This window comes from Pontibacter oryzae (genome assembly GCF_003576375.1).
In the GTDB taxonomy this organism is placed as follows: Bacteria; Bacteroidota; Bacteroidia; order Cytophagales; family Hymenobacteraceae; genus Pontibacter; species Pontibacter oryzae.
In genome coordinates, this window is the sequence record NZ_QWGE01000001.1 from 1,041,690 (window position 1) to 1,061,899 (window position 20,210).

13 protein-coding genes are annotated in these 20,210 nt (G+C 47.6%); 8 read left to right on the forward strand and 5 right to left on the reverse strand.

What is annotated here, in order from left to right; translation table 11 throughout:
* Positions 1-542 precede the first annotated feature (542 nt).
* The 4 genes from D1627_RS04320 (at position 543) to D1627_RS04335 (ending at position 8,285) form a co-directional block, all read left to right on the forward strand.
* Entirely contained in the window at positions 543-1,589 is a 1,047-nt protein-coding gene (locus D1627_RS04320; RefSeq protein ID WP_119430945.1) for a DUF3667 domain-containing protein, read from the forward strand.
* A gap of 236 nt (positions 1,590-1,825) precedes the next feature.
* Positions 1,826-2,947: a cyclopropane fatty acyl phospholipid synthase gene (gene cfa / locus D1627_RS04325; RefSeq protein ID WP_119430946.1), complete on the forward strand. Its 1,122-nt coding sequence runs from the start codon at positions 1,826-1,828 to the stop codon at positions 2,945-2,947.
* 135 nt (positions 2,948-3,082) lie between these two features.
* Positions 3,083-4,981 carry a DNA polymerase III subunit gamma/tau gene (locus D1627_RS04330; RefSeq protein WP_119430947.1) on the forward strand — a complete coding sequence of 633 codons (1,899 nt, stop codon included), beginning with the start codon at positions 3,083-3,085 and terminating at the stop codon, positions 4,979-4,981.
* A 352-nt stretch (positions 4,982-5,333) separates the two neighbouring features.
* Complete coding sequence (locus tag D1627_RS04335; protein ID WP_233555507.1) at positions 5,334-8,285, forward strand: M16 family metallopeptidase; 2,952 nt, start codon at positions 5,334-5,336, stop codon at positions 8,283-8,285.
* 202 nt (positions 8,286-8,487) lie between these two features.
* Here D1627_RS04335 and D1627_RS04340 read toward each other — a convergent pair whose 3' ends face one another.
* The 3 genes from D1627_RS04340 to D1627_RS04350 form a co-directional block, all read right to left on the reverse strand.
* Positions 8,488-9,036: an REP-associated tyrosine transposase gene (locus tag D1627_RS04340; protein WP_119430948.1), complete on the reverse strand. Its 549-nt coding sequence runs from the start codon at positions 9,034-9,036 to the stop codon at positions 8,488-8,490.
* A 190-nt stretch (positions 9,037-9,226) separates the two neighbouring features.
* Positions 9,227-9,751: a hypothetical protein gene (locus D1627_RS04345; protein WP_119430949.1), complete on the reverse strand. Its 525-nt coding sequence runs from the start codon at positions 9,749-9,751 to the stop codon at positions 9,227-9,229.
* Between the two features lie 118 nt (positions 9,752-9,869).
* Positions 9,870-12,098, reverse strand: coding sequence for an NADP-dependent isocitrate dehydrogenase (locus D1627_RS04350; protein ID WP_119430950.1), 2,229 nt, complete (start codon positions 12,096-12,098; stop codon positions 9,870-9,872).
* 310 nt (positions 12,099-12,408) lie between these two features.
* On the opposite strand from D1627_RS04350, the gene D1627_RS04355 reads away from it, so the two are divergent.
* Positions 12,409-13,701 (forward strand): GDSL-type esterase/lipase family protein, encoded by a 1,293-nt coding sequence (locus tag D1627_RS04355; RefSeq protein ID WP_119430951.1) that lies wholly within the window; start codon positions 12,409-12,411, stop codon positions 13,699-13,701.
* 4 nt (positions 13,702-13,705) lie between these two features.
* Here D1627_RS04355 and D1627_RS04360 read toward each other — a convergent pair whose 3' ends face one another.
* Complete coding sequence (locus D1627_RS04360) at positions 13,706-14,332, reverse strand: phosphoribosyltransferase (protein WP_119430952.1); 627 nt, start codon at positions 14,330-14,332, stop codon at positions 13,706-13,708.
* Positions 14,333-14,461: 129 nt separating this feature from the next.
* Positions 14,462-15,145 carry a dienelactone hydrolase family protein gene (locus D1627_RS04365; RefSeq protein ID WP_119430953.1) on the reverse strand — a complete coding sequence of 228 codons (684 nt, stop codon included), beginning with the start codon at positions 15,143-15,145 and terminating at the stop codon, positions 14,462-14,464.
* Between the two features lie 556 nt (positions 15,146-15,701).
* Between D1627_RS04365 and D1627_RS04370 the strand changes: the two genes are divergently transcribed.
* The 3 genes from D1627_RS04370 to clpB all read left to right on the forward strand — a co-directional run bounded on the left by D1627_RS04370 (position 15,702) and on the right by clpB (position 20,187).
* Positions 15,702-16,361 carry a hypothetical protein gene (locus D1627_RS04370; protein ID WP_119430954.1) on the forward strand — a complete coding sequence of 220 codons (660 nt, stop codon included), beginning with the start codon at positions 15,702-15,704 and terminating at the stop codon, positions 16,359-16,361.
* A gap of 100 nt (positions 16,362-16,461) precedes the next feature.
* Positions 16,462-17,145, forward strand: a complete 684-nt coding sequence (nfi, locus tag D1627_RS04375; RefSeq protein WP_119430955.1) for a deoxyribonuclease V — start codon at positions 16,462-16,464, stop codon at positions 17,143-17,145.
* Positions 17,146-17,568: 423 nt separating this feature from the next.
* Positions 17,569-20,187 carry an ATP-dependent chaperone ClpB gene (clpB, locus tag D1627_RS04380; protein WP_119430956.1) on the forward strand — a complete coding sequence of 873 codons (2,619 nt, stop codon included), beginning with the start codon at positions 17,569-17,571 and terminating at the stop codon, positions 20,185-20,187.
* The last annotated feature ends 23 nt before the right edge of the window (positions 20,188-20,210 follow it).

Genomic DNA, 20,210 nt, shown 5'->3' on the forward strand with positions numbered 1-20,210 from the left:
TGTTGCAGTTCTATAGGCATACTTGCATATAAAAAAGATATTGCTAGCAGTACCTGACTTTAAATATTACAAGCTCGGGAAACAGGAGCTATGGCGTATAAAACAGAAGAGTAAGAGCTAGATGAAAAGTTTGCTATGCCTCCATGTTTACTAGCTGCATTGTGGCCTAAGGCATATCTTACATATGAGTTGCCCTTGCTTGGAAAAAATTGATCTCGTGGAGCTTTAAAAGCCGCAAAGTATAATTGGGCAGCAAAAAGCTTCAAGGAATGGCAGCTAAAAAGTATTGCTACTGCAAGAGTTGAGATAAGCTTAAGAGAAATCTCATGCTACTAAATTACTTATACTATGAACGCTTAATAGAAAGTCAGAAAAGTAGCTTCCGTTCAGGAGCTAACTTTTTTTTATACTCTGTGCCATCAAAATCCTAAGGTTACACCCTTACAAATTGGTTTTGTTTATTAACTTTAGTGATAGGAAGTACAAACCTTGCCTTGGGATTAATTTCTAATATTTAGCTCGAAAGCAGAACATAGGCTGACATGAAAAAACATTACCGCTCTGAAAAGAACTGTCTGAACTGCGGCACCACGGTGCACGATAAATTTTGCCCAAGCTGTGGCCAGGAAAACTTAGAGCTACACGAGGACTTTCTGCACCTGGCCCTGCACAGCGTAGGCCATTACTTTCACTTCGAGTCTAAGCTCTTCAACAGCATCGTTCCGCTTTTTACTAAACCCGGTTACCTCACCAAAGAATATTTTGCCGGTAAAAGGGCCTCTCACCTAAACCCGGTGAGTATGTACATCTTCATCAGCATCTTGTTTTTCTTCCTGTTTACGGCAAATACCAACATCAACAAACGCGAAATTATTGACGACAACACAGCGGCTGCAAAACCAGCCACGGAGAAAGAAAATATAAGAAAGGCCGTTAGCCTGGCAAAGAACAAACTGAACGAAGATGTAACCGCCGGAGAGATATCAGAGAAAACAGCGGCTTACACCTATACTATGCTTGATAAAACTGAGGCAGCCCTGGACACCAGCCAGGCAAGACCCAACAAAGCAGTTAGCTATAAAAAGCCTGCCGCTAACGCTGAACAAACCCATGCCGCTGGAGAGGAAGCAGAAGAAACAGGAGTAATACATTCTTTAAAGGCCAAATTTAAAGAAGTTGCCACTAACGACCTGAGCAGCGAGCTTTTCAAGAATAAACTGGTAAGCCACCTTCCAAAGATCATGTTTATACTTTTGCCGCTGTTTGCACTCATACTTAAGCTTGTGCACTGGCGGTCGCCTAAACTATATGTGGAGCACCTAATCTATTCTATCCACATTCACTCATTCATGTTTCTTTTTATCTCGCTCCTAATCATACTTAGCTGGATTATGCCTTTCCTTTCGGATTGGCTTTCGTTGCTGGGCAGCATCATCATTCTTTGGTACATCTACCGGTCGATGCGCAACATTTATGGCAACTCACGCTGGCGGACTATCTCTAAGTTTTTCCTTCTGTTTTTTGCTTACAGTTTTCTGCTGTTTGTGTGCAGCTTTGCAGTGGTGGTAGTTACGCTGTATACCGTTTAGCAAGTTGTTCTTTAAAGGGGCCCCTGTCAACTCATACTTTATTTATCCGCTCCTGTTTCCTTTTAAACATTCCCCGAAGTCACTGTTGGCTTTTAGCAGTACCACTAGGCCATTCCCATCAGCTTTGTAGCCTGGCGTTGAAGGTCTGATTTCAACTAATATTTGTTGCTTCCGTTCATACTCAAACCAGCATAAAACATAACATATCAATAACTTATACTTTATACTTCTGAACAATGAGCGCCGCCAGCCTACAGCAGCAAGTCACTGATATTTTAGCCATCGCTGACGTTAAACTTAATGGCACTGACCCGTGGGACATTCAGGTACGCGACGACAGGTTTTACAAGCGCGTACTTACAGAAGGGGCCTTAGGTTTGGGCGAGTCTTACATGGATGGTTGGTGGGATAGCAAACAAATAGATCAATTCGCCTTTAAAGTGGTTCGGGCTGATCTTTACAAGCAGGCTAAGTTTGGCTTGAAAACCATTCTACAAATACTACTGGCTAAAACCTTAAACATGCAAGCTAAAGGCAAAGCAGCACGAAATGCGCAACGACACTATGACATAGGGAATGACCTTTACCAACTGATGCTCGATAAGCGGATGGTATACAGCTGCGGCTATTGGGAAAACGCAGATACCCTTGACCAAGCGCAAGAAAACAAGCTGGATCTGATCTGCAGGAAAATAAGGTTACAGCCAGGGCAGCGAGTGCTTGACATTGGCTGTGGCTGGGGCAGCTTTGCAAAATTTGCAGCCGAAAAGTATGGCGCAGAAGTGGTTGGGGTTACTGTATCGAAGGAGCAGGTAGAATTAGGAAGGGAAATGTGCAAAGGCCTGCCTGTGGAGCTTCGGCTACAGGATTACCGCGATGTGAATGAGACTTTTGACCATGTGGTATCCATAGGCATGGCCGAACATGTGGGGTATAAGAACCATCGCACCTATTTAAAAACCGCAGCGCGCTGCCTAAAAGACGACGGGCTTTTCCTGTTGCATACCATCGGGGTCAATTACTCTAAAACATCAGCCGACCCATTTATAGATGCTTATATTTTCCCAAACTGCCTTATCCCTTCCGTAAAACAGCTGGGCGCAGCCATGGAGCATACTTTTGTAGCGGAAGACTGGCACAATTTCGGACCATATTACGATTCTACCCTTATGGCTTGGTTCCATAATTTTAACTCAAACTGGGAACAACTGCGGGCTAAGTATGGCGAGCGTTTCTATCGCATGTGGAAATACTACCTACTTTCTAGCGCAGGCTCGTTTAGGGCACGCAATAACCAACTGTGGCAGTTGGTGCTTTCTAAGAGGGGAATTTTAGAAGGGTATAAATCTGTTAGATAATTAGAGGCTTACTACAGCACTTTAAGCCTCTCTTTTAACTTTCAATCACTTTAACTTGTCTCACCCACGGGTAAGTGACAGGTACTGGATAAAAAGCACTCCCATCTCACCTCCAGTTTGATTATCTTTGTAGTAATGGAAAATTTTGTAGTATCAGCGCGTAAATACCGTCCGACCACGTTCGACAGCGTGGTGGGGCAGCATCATATAACCAATACCCTTAAAAACGCCATCAGCAGTAAGCATCTGGCGCAGGCCTTTCTTTTCTGCGGGCCGAGAGGTGTGGGCAAAACCACCTGTGCCCGTATTTTGGCCAAAACCATTAACTGCCAGAACATCACTCCGGAGATTGAGGCCTGCAACGAGTGCGAGTCGTGCCGCAGCTTTAACTCCAACAGTTCCTTTAACATACACGAGCTCGATGCCGCCTCCAACAACTCGGTAGAGGACATCCGGAACCTGGTGGAACAGGTGCGCTATGCGCCGCAAACCGGCAAGTATAAGATCTACATTATAGATGAGGTGCACATGCTCTCGAACCAGGCCTTCAACGCCTTTCTGAAGACGCTGGAGGAGCCGCCATCCTATGCCATATTCATACTTGCCACCACCGAGCGCCACAAGATCATCCCGACCATACTTTCGCGTTGCCAGATTTTTGATTTCAACCGCATCCGAATAGAGGACATGGTGCGCCACCTGGGCAGCATCGCTCAAAAAGAAAGTATACAGGCCGAGCAGGATGCCCTGCACCTGATCTCACAGAAAGCCGATGGAGCCTTGCGCGATGCCCTGTCGATTTTCGACCAGATGGTGACTTTCTCAGGCAGTAACGTGACGTATAAATCTACGGTAGAGAACCTGCATATCCTGGATTATGATTACTACTTCCGCCTCACAGACCACTTGCTCACGCAGAACCTGTCGGGCTCGCTGCTGCTGTTCGATGATATCCTAAAAAACGGGTTTGACGCGCACAACTTCCTGATTGGCATTGGCGAGCATTTCCGTAGCCTGCTGGTGTGCAAAGACCCACAAACGGTGCAGCTGCTGGAGGTATCGGATAACATAAAGGCCAAGTATGCCGAGCAGTCGCAGAAGGCCTCTGTGTCGTTCCTGCTGTCGGGCCTTAACCTGGTTAGCACCTGCGACACAAACTATAAAAGCAGCAAAAATCAGCGCCTGCACGTGGAACTGTGCCTGATGAAGATGGCCCACCTGAACGCTGCGCTAAGTTTTGCGCAGGAAGGCGACGTATCAAAAAAAGCTAAGGTAGCAGCGCCGGCACCAGCCGCTACCGGTTCAGCAGGTGCCACTACATCGTCTGCGCCGCCATCGGCCCAGATGCAACAGTCAGCGCCGGGCAGTGTGCCGTCGGAGCGATTGCAGCCGCCGCACACGCCAACGCATGTGCCCTCCGAAGGATTGCAGGAGGCCCCAAAGCCGCAACATGTAACGCCAGATGCGCATATTGCCCCTGGTACGCCGCAAACACCGCCAGGCTCTGGCCCGGAGCGTGGGCCGGATAAACCACGCGCCGGCCTGCAACTGCCTCCGCAGAAGAAACTGGGTAAGCTACCCAGCCTGAAAGACTTACAGAACGCGCCAGTTGCTGTGGCTGAGGTAGCAATAGCCGAAGAGGAGGAAGACACCGCTTACAGCGCAGTGATACCTGTGGATGAAGCAAAGCTGAAGAACGTATGGCATAGCATTCTGCGCCGCAAGAAGGCCGAGAACATGATGGAGTTCACGCTCCTAAACCGCCAATACCACGTAACGCAGGACAACGAGATCATACTTCACTTGGAGAACCACGTGATGATGGATCAGTTTACAGCCATTCGCCCAGACATCTTGCGCGAATTGAAGCAACAGCTAGGCAACCGAAGTATAAAACTAACCGCTGAAGTGGTAGAGGTGCAGGACGATAGCCGCAAGCTTTATACTTCGGCTGACAAGTTTAATTACTTGGCGGATAAATACCCCCTGCTCATCGACCTGAAACAGCGCTTTGGCTTGGATGCCGATTTTTAAACCGACAAGTATAAGCAGCCAACGAGTATATTTATCAAAATCCCTTTCTGCGTTCAGAAGGGGATTTTGGTTTTAAGGGCGAATATGCGTTTAAACCGCTGCCATCACGCGAACAGATCACGATCTGTCCTTACAAGTTGACTTTACTTGACATCGCTGATCCGGGCATGCTAGTTTGGCTCTTAAGCTGCCGCGAACCTGCTAGTCCATGTTTTAAGGCTTACTGATGGTAAGCACCTCAAAAGAAGCCTCCATACTTGCAAACCTGAGAGCTTTTGCCAAAACCACCCCTAACGTTACATCATTTTCCAGATTTTGCATTATCTTTATATATAAACTACAGCTAAAAACTATGACCATAAACAGAGGTTCTTCTTTGTTGCTACTGGCGCTGGGCCTTACGTTCACGCAATGCAAAAACGAAGCATACCAATCGCAATCCGCTACAGAGGCAACTGCCACCGCTCCGGCACAAAAGGAGTACACCTATGAAACAGCACCTAACGACCCGCTGAACGCCCGCATTTATACGTTAGCCAATGGCCTGAAAGTATACCTTTCGGATTATGAGGAAGCCCCGCGCATCCAGACATACATTGCCGTGCGCGCCGGCTCTAAAAATGACCCTGCCGACGCTACCGGCCTGGCGCACTACCTCGAGCACATGGTGTTTAAGGGCACTACAGCACTCGGCACTGCCGACTGGCAGAAGGAGCAGGAAGAACTGGCCAAAATAGAAGCGCTCTACGAGAAGTATAGAAACACCACCGATGAAGCGGCCCGCAAAAAGATCTACGCTCAGATCGACTCCGTTTCGGGGGTGGCCGCCACGTACGCCATCGCCAACGAGTACGACAAGCTGCTCACGGCCATTGGTGCGAAAGGCACAAACGCCTACACCTGGGTAGACCAGACGGTTTACACCAACGACATCCCAAGCAACCAACTGGAGCGCTGGTTGGAGCTGGAGGCTGACCGCTTCCAGGAAATGGTGCCACGCCTGTTCCACACGGAACTGGAGGCTGTTTACGAGGAGAAAAACCGTACCCTAGACAGCGATGGCCGCAAAGTGGCTGAAGTGATCAACACTGAGCTATTCCCAACACATCAGTACGGCACGCAAACCACCATCGGCACCATCGAGCACCTCAAGAACCCGTCGATCACGGCTATCAAAAATTACTTCGATCAATATTATGTGCCCAACAACATGGCCATCGCTATGTCCGGCGACATCGACTTTGACCAGACCATCCGCCTGATTGATAAATACTGGGGAGGAATTAGCAAAAGCCAGGTGCCAAACTTTACCGTAGCCCAGGAGCAGCCTATTCAGAAGCCGATCGTGAAAGAAGTGCTAGGACCGGATGCTGAGAACGTATCTATTGCTTACCGCACGCCGGGTATAAATGAGCGTGAGGCCTTGGTAGTGCAGATGATCAGCAACCTGCTTTACAACGGGCAAGCCGGCCTGGTGGACCTGAACCTGAACCAGCAGCAGAAAGTATTGCAGGCTTACGCCTACGATACCCCAATGAAAGACTACGGCACCTTCCGGATGACAGGCATGCCGCGCCAGGGCCAGTCGCTGGACCAGGTGCGTGACTTGCTGCTCAAGCAACTCGACCTGATCAAGAAAGGCACTTTTGATGAATCGCTGATACAGGCAGTGGTAAACAACGACAAGATCAACACCATGAAAGCCTATGAAGACAACGGAAACCGTGCCGATGCCTTTGTAAGCGCGTTTATTTATGATGTGCCGTGGCAGAAGTATGTAAGCCGCCAAGAGGAGTTTGCCAGCATCACGAAGCAGGAAGTAATGGATGTGGCCAATAAGTACTTCAACAACAATTACGTGCTGGTTTACAAGCGCAACGGCAAAGACCCGAACGCTCAGAAAGTTGAGAAACCAGCCATTACGCCAGTAGCTGTAAACCGCGATGCGCAATCGGATTACTACAAAGCCTTTATGGCCAAAGACGTGCAGCCGCTGCAGCCTGTTTTCCTGGACTACAGCAAGGATATAACAGAAGCCAAACTGAAGCAGAACATCCCGCTGCTATACACCAAAAATAAGGATAACGGCCTGTTCCAGCTATACTACATCCTGGACATGGGCACCAACAACGACCAGAAACTGGGCATGGCCGTGAACTACCTCAAGTACCTGGGTACCGATAAGTATACCGCCGAGGAGCTGCAGAAGGAGTTTTACAAGCTGGGCACTTCGTTCGATGTATTCTCGAGCGCTGACCAGGTATATGTGAGCCTCACCGGACTGGACGAAAACTTCGAACAGGGCCTAAACCTGTTTGAGAGTGTGCTCGCCAACGCCAAACCAGACCAGCAAGCCCTGAACGACATGGTGGCCGGCACGCTGAAAGCCCGCGAAGACGCCAAGAAAAACAAAGGCGTGATTTTGCAGCAGGCCATGGTAAACTACGCTAAGTATGGCAAAAAGAACCCTTTCAACACGCTGCTAAGCGAGAAAGAGCTGAAAGCCGTGAAACCGCAGGAACTGGTAAGCATCATCAAGAGCATCCCGACGTACGAGCACCGCGTGTTATACTATGGTCCACGTGAAACAGAGGCTTTAACGGCTACCCTGAACGAAGGGCATAAAGTACCTTCCACACTGAAGCCGGTTCCTGCCGAGAAAGTATACGCTGAGCTGGACATTAAGGAGCCAACCGTATACTGGGCCGACTACAACATGGTACAGGCCGAAATGCTGTTCCTGAGCAAATCGGTGCCATACAGCAAGGATATCGTGCCGGTAGTAAGGCTGTATAACGAGTACATGGGCGGCATCGTGTTCCAGGACCTGCGTGAGTCTAAAGCGCTGGCTTACTCCACGTATTCATACTATGGCACCGCTTCTAAGAAAGACCGCGCGAACTACCTGATGTCTTACATCGGGGCGCAGGCCGATAAGCTGCAAGAGGCCATGGCCGGTATGCAGGCCTTGCTTACCGATATGCCGCTGGCTGATGCCAACTTCCAGAACGCGCAGGCCTCGTTGCGCAACAGCATCTCTACGGAGCGCATCACCAAAGCCGGTATTCTGTTCGACTATGAGCGCGCCAAAAAACTAGGCCTGAACTACGATATCCGCCAGGACGTGTACCAAAGCGCCAATGCCATGACCTTCGACCAACTGCAGGAGTTCCAGCAGAAGTATGTGAAAGGCCAGCCGCAGGTTATACTTGTCATCGGTTCCAAAGACAAGCTGAACTTTAAAGCATTGGAGAAGTATGGTAACGTGAAGCAGCTGAAGCTAGAAGAATTGTTTGGATATTAACCACCCCTTGCCCCCTCCTAATAACAGGAGGGGGCATTTTTTTGTACAAATTTTTCATGCCGCAAGTTTAGCGTGAGCGTAACTTGTGGCTATACATCAGGCCAGTTTGTAACTGGCGAAAGTATAAATACGAAACATGACAGTTACAAACTGGCCCCACTCCCCACCGCTAGTTACCGCTTCGCTCAAACTGGCGGTATGTTTAATTGATAAGTATGATTTCTACCATTCCTTTTCCTCCACTATAATCAATAGCACTACTGTAAGGATAATCCTTTGGCTCGTACACAAAACCGGCTTCCACAGGATTATTGTGGATATAAGCCAGCTTTTGATCCATCAGGAAATTTGAGTTGAGTTCGATAGGCTGGTTATGTTGCTGCCAGAACTGAAACGTTTGGTTGTTGGTGTTAAGCTTGCCTGCCCGCTCAAACATCCAGAGCATCCACTCCTTTCTACTTTCCTGCGGATTATCAACAATGGCTTTTACAATAGTTTTAGAAGTATGCTTTTTCAGGTCGCGGATGATGTGGGATTGATTCTCAGTTTGAGAGCCAATAATCAGATGCACGTGGTTCGACATAATGCACCAAGCGTATACTTCAAGTCCTTTGTGCTTGATACTGTAGTTCAGGCTATCAACCACAATGTCTTTATAAGCAGGCTGAGTAAAAACGTCTATCCAGTTTATAGTAGCAAACGAGATGAAATGCAGCTTGCTCTGGTCCCTTATCTTATAGTTTCGGCTCATGCCATCTCTATACGAAAATACCGCCAGTTTGAGCGCAGCGGTAACTGGTGGTTAAATGTGATTGCCAGTTTGTAACTGGCGGATGTATCGGCATGAGTATAACGCCAGTTACAAACTGGCCTCATGGCTAGCCACAAGTTGCGCTATCGCCATACTTGCGGCATTAGTGGGCATTAGGACACAATGCTATTTACATATCTCTTCCACTAGCAACGTATTCAAAATAATCTGTTTTAGGATATATCTTTATAATGTTAGTGCTTACATCACTATAGTTACCCTCAACCTTAGTAACACTAAGTACAATTACATAATTTTGTCCAACATAAGTTGAATATATACCATCTTCATTAGCACCTGAACTGATTTTTTTCATACCATATGATAAGACTTTCTGCTTTATGACTGTATAAGTTTCTTTACTTGGCGTTTGATAGTATAACCAATTATTACCATCTCCATAAAACTTCACATTTAACCAAGCTAATGCTTTTTCAGAATCATAGATATTAGGACTGAAATTCCAAGTAACTTTCGTGTTATAATCACCTAAATCTTCACTTGAATTAAATGTCCATTTCCTAATTGATAAATAAGAATCAACATCATCAACATCTTGTTTAACTATGTATAGAAGTTGATCTAAGTTTAAAGTTTGAGCATACGTATTTAAGCTTATAAAGCTCATTACGATTATAAGTATTGTCTTCTTCATTATTATTTAGATTTATATCACAAATATAATATATATCATATTTATTGCATAAATGTAAATGACACAAAAAAAGGCTGCCTAATCAGGCAGCCTTTCTCATGTAAATTTATACTTCTGCTTAGAAGTTATTCAGCGCAGCATTTAACGTTTCACTAGGTCTCATGGCCTTGCTAGTTTTCTCTTCATCTGGGTGGTAGTAGCCACCGATGTCAACTGGCTTGCCTTGAGCTGCAATCTGCTCATCAACAATCTTCTGCTCATTGTCAGTTAGCTCTTTCGCTAAGCTAGAGAATCTGTCTTTCAGCTCTTGGTTTTTGTTCTGCTCGGCTAGTGCCTGTGCCCAGTACATAGCCAGGTAGAAATGGCTGCCACGGTTATCGATACCGCCAACCTTACGAGCCGGAGACTTATCTTTCTCTAGGAACTCAGCGTTTGCTTTGTTTAGAGCCTCTGCTAATACCTCTGCCTTCTCATTCTTGGTCTTATAAGCAAGGTCCTCTAAAGAAACAGCTAGTGCTAAGAACTCACCAAGCGAATCCCAACGCAGGTAATTCTCTTCTACAAACTGCTCCACGTGCTTCGGTGCAGATCCACCAGCGCCAGTCTCGAACAATCCACCTCCGTCAAGCAACGGAACGATAGAAAGCATTTTTGCACTTGTGCCAAGCTCTAGGATTGGGAACAAGTCAGTCAGGTAGTCACGAAGTACGTTACCAGTTACCGAGATAGTGTCTTTGCCCGCCTTGGCACGCTCGCAAGTATAACGCATTGCCTCAACCGGAGACATTACCTTAATTTCAAGTCCGTTGGTATCGTGATCTTGTAAATATTTCTCTACTTTCTTGATCAAGTTTGCATCATGAGCACGCTCTGAATCTAACCAGAAAATGGCAGGTGTGTTTGTGATTCTAGCTCTGGTAACAGCCAACTTCACCCAGTCTTGGATAGCTACATCTTTTGTCTGGCAAGCTCTGAAGATATCGCCTTGCGCTACCTCCTGCTCCATCATCACGTTGCCGTTAGCATCCACAATACGCACTGTACCAGCCTCAGCCATCTCAAACGTTTTGTCATGCGAGCCATACTCCTCAGCTTTCTGTGCCATCAAACCGATGTTCGGCACAGTACCCATGGTTGTAGGGTCAAAAGCACCGTTCTCTTTGTTGAATTTGATAACTTCCTGGTAGATACCGGCATACGAACGATCCGGAATGATAGCCACCGTATCTTTCGGCTTGCCATCCGGTCCCCACATCTTACCCGACGTACGGATAGCCGCTGGCATAGATGCGTCGATGATCACATCGCTTGGCACGTGCAGGTTAGTGATGCCTTTATCAGAGTTCACCATTGCCAGTTCAGGGCGCTGCGCCATCTCAGCTTTCAAATCAGCCTCGATCTCAGCACGCTTGTCATCTGATAGGTTTTGGATTTTACTGTAAACGTCGCCTAAACCGTTGTTAGCATCAACACCAAGCTCTTTGAAAGTAGCTGCGTGTTTAGCAAAAGTATCTTTGAAGAATACCTTCACCGCATGGCCGAACATGATAGGGTCAGAAACCTTCATCATGGTCGCTTTTAGGTGCAACGATAGTAAGATGTTATCTTCTTTAGCCTCAGCAATCGCTTTCTCAAAGAAAGTATTCAACTCAGCCACATGCATTACAGAAGAGTCCATCACTTCGCCTTCTTTCAGGGCAACTTTCTCTTTCAGTACTTTTGTCTCTCCGTTGGCACCAACAAACTCAATGCGCACCTCAGTGGCCTTATCAGCCACAAACGATTTCTCGCTGCCATAGAAGTCGCCTTCCGTCATGTGGGCAACGCGTGTTTTAGAGTCGGATGACCAGGCACCCATCGAGTGTGGGTGTTGCTTGGCGTAGTTTTTCACAGCATCAGCCACACGACGATCTGAGTTACCTTCGCGCAACACAGGGTTTACGGCGCTACCCAAAATCTTCGCGTAACGGGCTTTAATATCTTTTTCCTCGTCGTTTTTAGGCTCTGAAGTATAGTTTGGAATGTTATACCCTTGCGACTGCAGTTCTTTGATAGCCGCGTTTAATTGCGGGATAGAAGCACTTATGTTTGGCAGTTTGATAATATTAGCTTCCGGAGTTTTAGCGAGATCGCCGAGGTAAGCCAGGTCGTCGTTTTGCTTTTGGTCCTCCGTTAAATTCTCAGGGAAAGCAGCAAGTATACGCCCTGCCAATGAAATATCTCTTGTTTCTACCTTAATACCGGCTGCTTTTGTAAACGCTTCTACAATAGGCAAAAACGAGCGCGTTGCTAATGCAGGCGCTTCATCGGTAATGGTATAAACAATGGTGTCTGATTTTTTCGTCATTTTATTCTTTCAGTTTAAGATTATACTACCTCTTACAAGAGAGGTGAATACAAGTTATAATAGCAAATATAAGAGACTTTTTGATATTGGCTAGCCCTTTAGGCGGCATTCCTGTCGTACGCGAAGAATGGTGCAAGGGCCTAAAATTAATCAGCTACTGCCTGTAAGCAGGTGTGGTTGGCCCTTGTTTTTGGGCGAAGGTGTAACAGATGTTGTTTAACAACGTCCATAATAGCTTACTACACACTTTTTAGCGGCACCCATATGGCACCTATACTCTACCAGCTTTTTCCTTTTCCGGTACCTTCTCGTGTTGTTTTTTGCCTCTACCCTCACACCCAGCCAGGCACAGTATAAAATTTTATGTCTGGGCAATTCTATCACACAAGGCAGTATTACAAGAGACATTGAAGAACGCCCAAGCTACAGGTATAAACTCTGGCAAAAGCTTGTTGATGAAAATATAGACTTTGAGTTTGTTGGCTCGCATGATGTGAACGAAGGCGGCGCCCCAGCCGTTAAGGGCACCGTTTACAAAGGTAAAACATACACCAACCGCAACGAAGGGCATTGGGGCTGGACCGTGGATGAGATCCTAAATGGCAAAAATGGCGAAGGAAATTTAGCGCAATGGCTGCAAACATATACCCCGGATATTGTACTCATCCATTTAGGTACGAATGATGTTTTTAGGCAGTGCCCAAGTGATCCGGACTGCTTTTCTAAAACAAAGGAAGAACTCTCGCAAGTGATTGATCTGCTAAGGGATAAAAACCCAACAATAACTATCTTTTTAGCGCAAGTAATCCCTGCGAACTTACAGCCATCAATCCCAGAAGACCTTATCACCTTAAATAGTAAAATTCAGGAACTTGCAATAGAATACACTACGCCTACTTCAAGTATAATTCTTGTAGATCAGCATACATCTTTCGATGCAGTTGCGGATACCCATGACAATGTCCATCCAAACGCATCTGGTGAGGAGAAAATGGCGCAGAAGTGGTTTGCCGCTATACAGTCATACCTCGCACCGCTTCCTGTGGAACTTATGGAGTTTAGCGGCAAAATAAATGCACAGGGGCTGGCGGAACTCCATTGGCAAACCGCCTCAGAAACCAATAACGCATACTTTGAGGTACAACGCGCCAGAGACGTCGATTCATTTCAGGCGATCGGAAAAGTGCAGGGCGCAGGCACTACTAACATTGCACAGGCCTATTCGTTTGTGGATTCTGCGGCAATGCCGGGGAGTTGGTATTATCGCCTGAAACAGGTTGACACCGATGGTAGCAGTAGTTATTCCAAGTTTATAAGGTTAGATGTAACCCAGTATAAACAAGCTTTAAAAGTATACCCGACCAGCAGTAGCGGCTTAACTCATGTAAACGTACATCTGCAGCACCACGAGGCCGATCCTCAGGCAGAAATACATGTTTATACAAGTCACGGAAAACTGGTGCATTATGAGGATGCGTTGAAGAGCAAGTATGGCAGCGTGCATACGCGTATTCCGACGCATACTTTGCAAGGTGCAGGTTTATACTTGGTGCGCGTAGTAACTGGCAACAGCATTTTCCAGAGCATGTTTATACTTAAATAGCTGGTCAGGATTTGTCCTGCTCTTGCATCAGCTTTACTACCTCGTCATCACTTACCTGACCGAACTCCTCATAAAACTGCCCCACTGCCTGAAAACCACTTGGCAGCATCAGGCAAACGAAATCATCGGCTAACTGGCTGAAATGCTCTCCGGCTGAAGGTGGGGCAACAGGCACTGCTACAACAATTTTGCGGGGTTGCTCCTTCTTGATAAGCTTAATGGTTGCCTCTAGGGTTTTTCCTGTTGCAATGCCATCGTCTACAATAATCACCACCCTATCACCCAGCGGGATATGCTGCCGCTCGCCCATAAAGAGTTTGTACTTCTCTTTCAAGCTCCGCCGTATGCGTGTGGTCTCTTCGGCGATATATATTTCAGATACATCTGCGCGTTCATCCACTACCACGCTGTCCAAGCTTACTGCCCCTATTGCGAACTCAGAATTCTGGGGGTGCCCTATTTTTTTAGTTAGCGTCACCTCCAAGGGCATTCCTAGTTGATTGGCAATATATGCACCCAGTGGCACACCGCCCCGCGGTATAGCTAGCACCACACCTTTCTGGCCTTTATACTTTGCTAGCTGTATTGCCAGTAGTTCCGCGGCCTCTTGCCTGTTTCTGATTATATCCATGGCTTTCTAATTTTGAATAACTGAGTTCTGAATGGCTGAATATATTGCGTGCCTATACCTTTTTACCAGGTGCTGAGCCAATATATTGATCATCCGATTATTCAGAAATCAATTATTCAGCATTTTCCCTCACGGCTGGTTCTGGTGTAGCGGCTGCTGCTTGCTGGCCAGTATATGTTTCCGGAACCAATCGGTGGCGAGTTGGGCAACCATTTCCAAGGCGCCGGGCTCTTCAAACAAGTGCGTGGCATCCGGCACAATCTCCAGGTCTTTGATGCACTGCATCCGGTCCTGTGCCTGCTTGTTCAACTCTAGCACTTCTTCGTCTTTGCCGCCAACAAGCAGCAGCGTGGGCACTTGCAGGTCAGGCAGCACGGCGTCGGCCAAGTCGGGGCGGCCGCCACGGCTTACCACCGCTTTAATGATGTTGGGGCCCTCGGCGGCGGCGGCTCCTACAGCAGAAGCTGCCCCGGTGCTCGCACCAAAAAGGCCGATGTTAAGAGCTTGCGTGCGTGGGTCCTTCTGCAGCCAATACGTGGTGTCTATTAGGCGCTGCGTGAGCTTCGGGATGTTGAAGCGCTGGCTTGTATCGCGGTCCTCTTCCTCGGTTAGCAGGTCGAAGAGCAGTGTGGCAAAACCTGCGCGCTGCAGGTGCTCGGCCACAGCGCGGTTTCGTGTGCTGAGCCGGCTGCTGCCACTACCATGCGAGAAAACAATTATACCAGCAGCTTTTTCAGGGATGCTTAAATCCCCAATTAAAGAAATGCCCTGCACATCAATGCGCACGCTGTCGTTGATAGTATATTTTGCCATAGTTTATTCGTGTTTGTGGCAACTCCGGCGCTGCCTATTAAAGACTACGACCTCACCTAACCAAAGTTCAGAAAGTATAAAGCCATCTTGCTAAATCACAAACAAAATTCAACTATTTGTATATCAACTACTTACAATTTAATTAGATTGATTTGACTGTAGCTAAATTCAGCTCAAGTTATGTGCTACATTCTCTGTTTTTCTCCATGCCAGAGTTAAAAATCATTGCCCAACCCTATCTTATTATGAGTATAAACTACAATGCTGGCCCTCACCAAAACAAAAGTAAATTGTCTTACTACTCCTGGCGCGAATCTCCAGATTCGTGCTTAAGTATAAATGTTGAGTCTCCGACTCAACTAGCCTGAAAGACCAAAATAATCAGTCCACAAGCTTAAAATTGCCATGTTGATTATATCATACTCCCTGCAAAAGGCGAAAACTACCGATTCATCAACAAAAAAACAGAACATCAAAACCATGTCCGCTTTATAAGCGAAGAAACACAGCGAAACTCGTATGCTCAAAGTATACTTCCACACCCAAAAACACAGCAATGACACGCGTACCAACGTTCATTTATACTTGCCTGCTCATACTTTGCAGCTGTAACGAGCAACCGAAAGAAATACAAGGCTCCGAATCGTTGGAAGCTGTGCAGGAAGAGTCCGCCCGCAAAGGCCAAAGTGCAAGTACAGACACCACTTCTTTCGAAGACGCTTTCGAGCAGTTTTTCAATGCCTTGCAAGCCAGCGACATAGCGGCGTTAAATGCGTTTATAGATCCGCAGCAAGGTTTTTGGTTGATAGAGCAACCCGGCGCGTTGCCCACGTATACCCATTTCTCAAATATGCAAGCCGTGAAACGCGAGTACCAGGAACGGCCTTTCACAAGTATAAATCAGGAGATCCGGACCTGCCAATTACAGTTGCGCCAAAGTTTACCAAACTTTGACTGCGCTACAATGGGTGGCAACGCAACTGGCTTTGCCGAAGATGGCTGTTTTTACAGTACCAATACCAGCGCGTTCCAAACTACCGATATGTGGAAGTATGCCAGCCTGAGCCAGGCGCACGCCCAACAGGTGCAGCAGTTACAGAAGCAGGTGGCCATTACGGTGCTGCATACAGCCACGGCTTATCGCTTTCACTTTGGTTACCGAAATGGCAGCTGGTTTTTACTGTTTGCCGACCTCCGCATACCTTGCAGCGCTTAAGTAATTTTGAATAATTGACTTTTGAATGATTGAATAAAAAGCACGTATGCATTAACCACATATTCAAAATTCAGTTAATCAGTCATTCAAAATTATACTTATGCCTTACTACAAACGATTTGATGCACCCCCACCCGACCCAAAAGTGTTACAGGAACTTACTGCGCAACAGCGGCAAATGCAGGGGAATATTATTCTCCAGAAACCGGATTTCGAGTTAAAGTATATTGCCGGCTGCGACTCCTCGTTTATCGGCGAAGACACGATACTATCTGTATTCATACTTCTAACTTATCCAAGGTTGGAGGTAGTGGAGAAAGTATGGCACCATGGCGCGGTTGACCTGCCGTATATTCCTGGATTCCTGTCTTTTCGCGAAGCACCAAACTTGCTTAAAGCCTACGAAAAGTTGCAGCAAAAGCCTGACCTGATTATGGTGGATGGACACGGCATTTCGCACCCGCGCCGCCTGGGCATTGCCACGCACCTGGGCCTGCACCTCAACAAACCCACCATGGGCGTGGCCAAGAAAGTATTGGTAGGCAAGTATAACGAACCTGCCGCTACCAAAGGCGCAATTGCTCCCTTAGTTTATAAAGATGAAGTAATAGCAAACGTAGTAAGGACCAAGGATAACATCAAGCCTGTTTTTGTATCGCCTGGCCACCTGATAGACCTACAATCTGCCACTGATATTGCCATGCATTGCGCCCTGAAACACAAACTCCCCGAACCAACTAGGCTTGCAGACCATTATGCAGCAGTGTTTAAGAAGCTTGTCTAAATCAGGATTTGCAGGATTTTCGGATGGTCAGGATTTTTCTATTTTACTGATTCCACCCCCCCCGCCCATCCTTGTCTAAGGAGGGGAATTTACACTGGATTTCGAGATTCATTAGTAATAGCAACTGCCTTGTAATACGTAATTTGTGTATTATATTACAAATGAACAGGAATCAGAAAGCTTAAAAAGAAACCATAGTAATATCTGAATTCCCCTCCTTAAACAAGGAGGGGTTAGGGGTGGTTGGACCCGGTACAGCTATACATTCCTGCAAATCCTGATTCAGACAAAAAGTCCGAATTTCTTCTAAACACACCTTTAAAGCCTGCCAAAATTACATAAAAACCATCTTAAAATACCAATGGTGTATCCTTTGCTATAAAGCTCGTAGAATTAAGACTAAGGGAAAACAGGTAAAGCAATATGAACTTTAATAACTATACCATCAAAGCCCAGGAAGCCATCCAGAAGGCTACCGAGATAGCTGGTGGCAATCAGCAGCAGGCTATAGAGACTGGGCATATACTGAAAGCGATACTGGAGACAGACGAGAACGTAACCAACTTTCTGCTCCAGAAACTGAACATCAACGGTAACATTCTGCACACCAAGCTGGACGAGATTGTAGCGGCTTACCCAAAAGTGAGCGGTGGCGGTCCGTACTTGGCTAACGATGCGAATGCAGCCCTGCAAAAAGCCACTTCCTACTTAAAGGAGTTCGGCGATGAGTATGTGGCCATCGAGCACATGCTACTAGGCCTGCTGGCCGGCCGCGATAAAGTGGCGGGCCTGATGAAGGATGTTGGCTTCAACGAGAAAGACCTTAAAAAAGCCATTAAAGAACTGCGCGGCGGAGCCAAAGTAACGGATCAGAATGCCGAGGCCAAGTATAACTCGCTGAAGCGCTACGCTAAAAACCTGAACGAGCTGGCTCGTGCCGGTAAGATTGACCCGGTAATTGGCCGCGACGAGGAAATTAGGCGCGTGCTGCAGATCCTGAGCCGCCGCACCAAGAACAACCCGGTACTGCTCGGTGAGCCAGGCGTGGGTAAAACCGCCATCGTGGAAGGCCTGGCCCAACGCATGGTTTCCGGCGACGTGCCCGAAAACCTGAAAAATAAAACCCTGATGAGCCTGGACATGGGTCTGCTGGTGGCAGGCGCCAAGTATAAAGGCGAGTTTGAGGAGCGCCTGAAGGCGGTAATTAAAGAGGTAACCGATGCCGAAGGTGAGATCATACTTTTCATTGATGAAATCCATACCCTGATCGGTGCCGGTGCTGGTGGCGAGAGCGCCATGGACGCAGCCAACCTGCTGAAACCAGCTTTGGCGCGTGGCGAGCTGCATGCCATCGGTGCGACGACACTCAAAGAATATCAGAAGTATATCGAGAAGGACAAAGCGCTGGAACGACGTTTCCAGGCCGTGATGGTGGATGAGCCTAACGTGCCGGATGCCATTTCCATACTTCGCGGTATCAAGGATAAATATGAGGTGCACCACGGCGTGCGCATTAAGGATGATGCCATTATTGCCGCAGTGGAGCTATCGAACCGCTATATTACCGACCGCTTTTTGCCAGACAAGGCCATTGACCTGATGGACGAGGCAGCTGCCAAGCTGCGCATCGAGATCGACTCCTTGCCGGTAGAACTGGATGAGTTGCAGCGCCGCATCATGCAGTTGGAGATTGAGCGCGAGGCCATCCGCCGTGAGAATGATAAGGATAAGGAAACCGTTCTCTCCAAGGAAATTGCCGACCTGAGCGGCAGGCGCGATGACATGAAAGCCAAATGGCAGAACGAAAAGCAGATCATCGAGGGCATCCAGAAAGAGAAAGAGAACATCGAGAACTATAAACTGGAGGCCGAGCAGGCCGAGCGCAGCGGCGACTATGGCCGTGTGGCGGAATTGCGCTACGGCAAGATTCAGGAAGCCGAGGCGCACCTGAAGGAGCTGCAGGAGCAGGTACGCCAGATGCAGGGCGAGAACCCGATGCTGAAGGAAGAAGTGAATTCAGAAGACATTGCCGAAATTGTAGCCAAATGGACCGGTATTCCAGTTAGCAAAATGCTGCAAAGCGACCGCGAGAAACTACTGAACTTGGAAGCCGAACTGGGTAAACGCGTGGCTGGCCAAGAGGAGGCAATTGAGGCCATCTCGGATGCTGTGCGCCGCAGCCGTGCCGGTATGCAGGACCCGAAGCGCCCAATCGGTTCGTTCATCTTCCTGGGCACAACCGGTGTGGGTAAAACCGAGCTTGCCAAGGCGCTGGCCGATTACCTCTTTAACGATGATAACGCGATGGTACGCATCGACATGAGTGAGTACCAGGAGCGCCATGCGGTGAGCCGCCTGATTGGTGCGCCTCCGGGATACGTGGGCTACGACGAAGGTGGCCAGCTGACCGAAGCTATCCGCCGTAAGCCATACTCTGTGGTGCTGCTGGATGAGATTGAGAAAGCGCACCCGGATGTGTTTAACATACTTCTGCAGGTACTCGACGATGGTCGCCTGACCGACAGCAAAGGCCGTGTGGTGAACTTTAAGAACACGATCATCATCATGACCTCGAACATCGGTTCGCACATCATCCAAAGCAATTTTGAGAAGATGACGCCGCTGAACCACGACGAGGTAGTGGAGCAAACAAAAGAGGAAGTGTTTGACCTGCTGAAAAAGTCGGTGAGGCCGGAGTTCCTGAACCGTATTGATGAGCTGGTAATGTTCCGTCCGCTCAGCCGTGGCGATATCCGTAAGATCGTGAGCATCCAGTTCCGCCAGATCCAGCAGCGCCTGGAAGAAGCAGGCATACAACTGGTTGCCACCGACGAAGTGCTGGATTACCTGGGCGAACAGGGCTTCGACCCGCAGTTTGGTGCACGCCCGCTGAAGCGCGTTATCCAGCGCCAGGTACTGAACGAGTTGTCGAAAGAGATACTGTCTGGCAAGATCAACAAAGATTCTGTGGTCGAGGCTGTACTAGATAGCGGAGAGATTCGTTTTAATAATATCGACGTCGAGTTACCGACGGAGAAGTGAAAGTAGCATAAAGTTTAAAGTTT

Excerpts from the sequence above, each read along its gene's own strand:
- D1627_RS04350 (WP_119430950.1), bottom strand. The coding sequence starts at position 12,098 with ATGACGAAAAAATCAGACACCATTGTTTATACCATTACCGATGAAGCG.
- D1627_RS04345 (WP_119430949.1), bottom strand. The coding sequence starts at position 9,751 with ATGAAGAAGACAATACTTATAATCGTAATGAGCTTTATAAGCTTAAAT.
- D1627_RS04365 (WP_119430953.1), bottom strand. The coding sequence starts at position 15,145 with ATGGCAAAATATACTATCAACGACAGCGTGCGCATTGATGTGCAGGGC.
- D1627_RS04370 (WP_119430954.1), top strand. The coding sequence starts at position 15,702 with ATGACACGCGTACCAACGTTCATTTATACTTGCCTGCTCATACTTTGC.
- cfa (WP_119430946.1), top strand. The coding sequence starts at position 1,826 with ATGAGCGCCGCCAGCCTACAGCAGCAAGTCACTGATATTTTAGCCATC.
- D1627_RS04335 (WP_233555507.1), top strand. The coding sequence starts at position 5,334 with ATGACCATAAACAGAGGTTCTTCTTTGTTGCTACTGGCGCTGGGCCTT.
- D1627_RS04360 (WP_119430952.1), bottom strand. The coding sequence starts at position 14,332 with ATGGATATAATCAGAAACAGGCAAGAGGCCGCGGAACTACTGGCAATA.
- clpB (WP_119430956.1), top strand. The coding sequence starts at position 17,569 with ATGAACTTTAATAACTATACCATCAAAGCCCAGGAAGCCATCCAGAAG.
- D1627_RS04320 (WP_119430945.1), top strand. The coding sequence starts at position 543 with ATGAAAAAACATTACCGCTCTGAAAAGAACTGTCTGAACTGCGGCACC.
- D1627_RS04340 (WP_119430948.1), bottom strand. The coding sequence starts at position 9,036 with ATGAGCCGAAACTATAAGATAAGGGACCAGAGCAAGCTGCATTTCATC.
- D1627_RS04330 (WP_119430947.1), top strand. The coding sequence starts at position 3,083 with ATGGAAAATTTTGTAGTATCAGCGCGTAAATACCGTCCGACCACGTTC.
- nfi (WP_119430955.1), top strand. The coding sequence starts at position 16,462 with ATGCCTTACTACAAACGATTTGATGCACCCCCACCCGACCCAAAAGTG.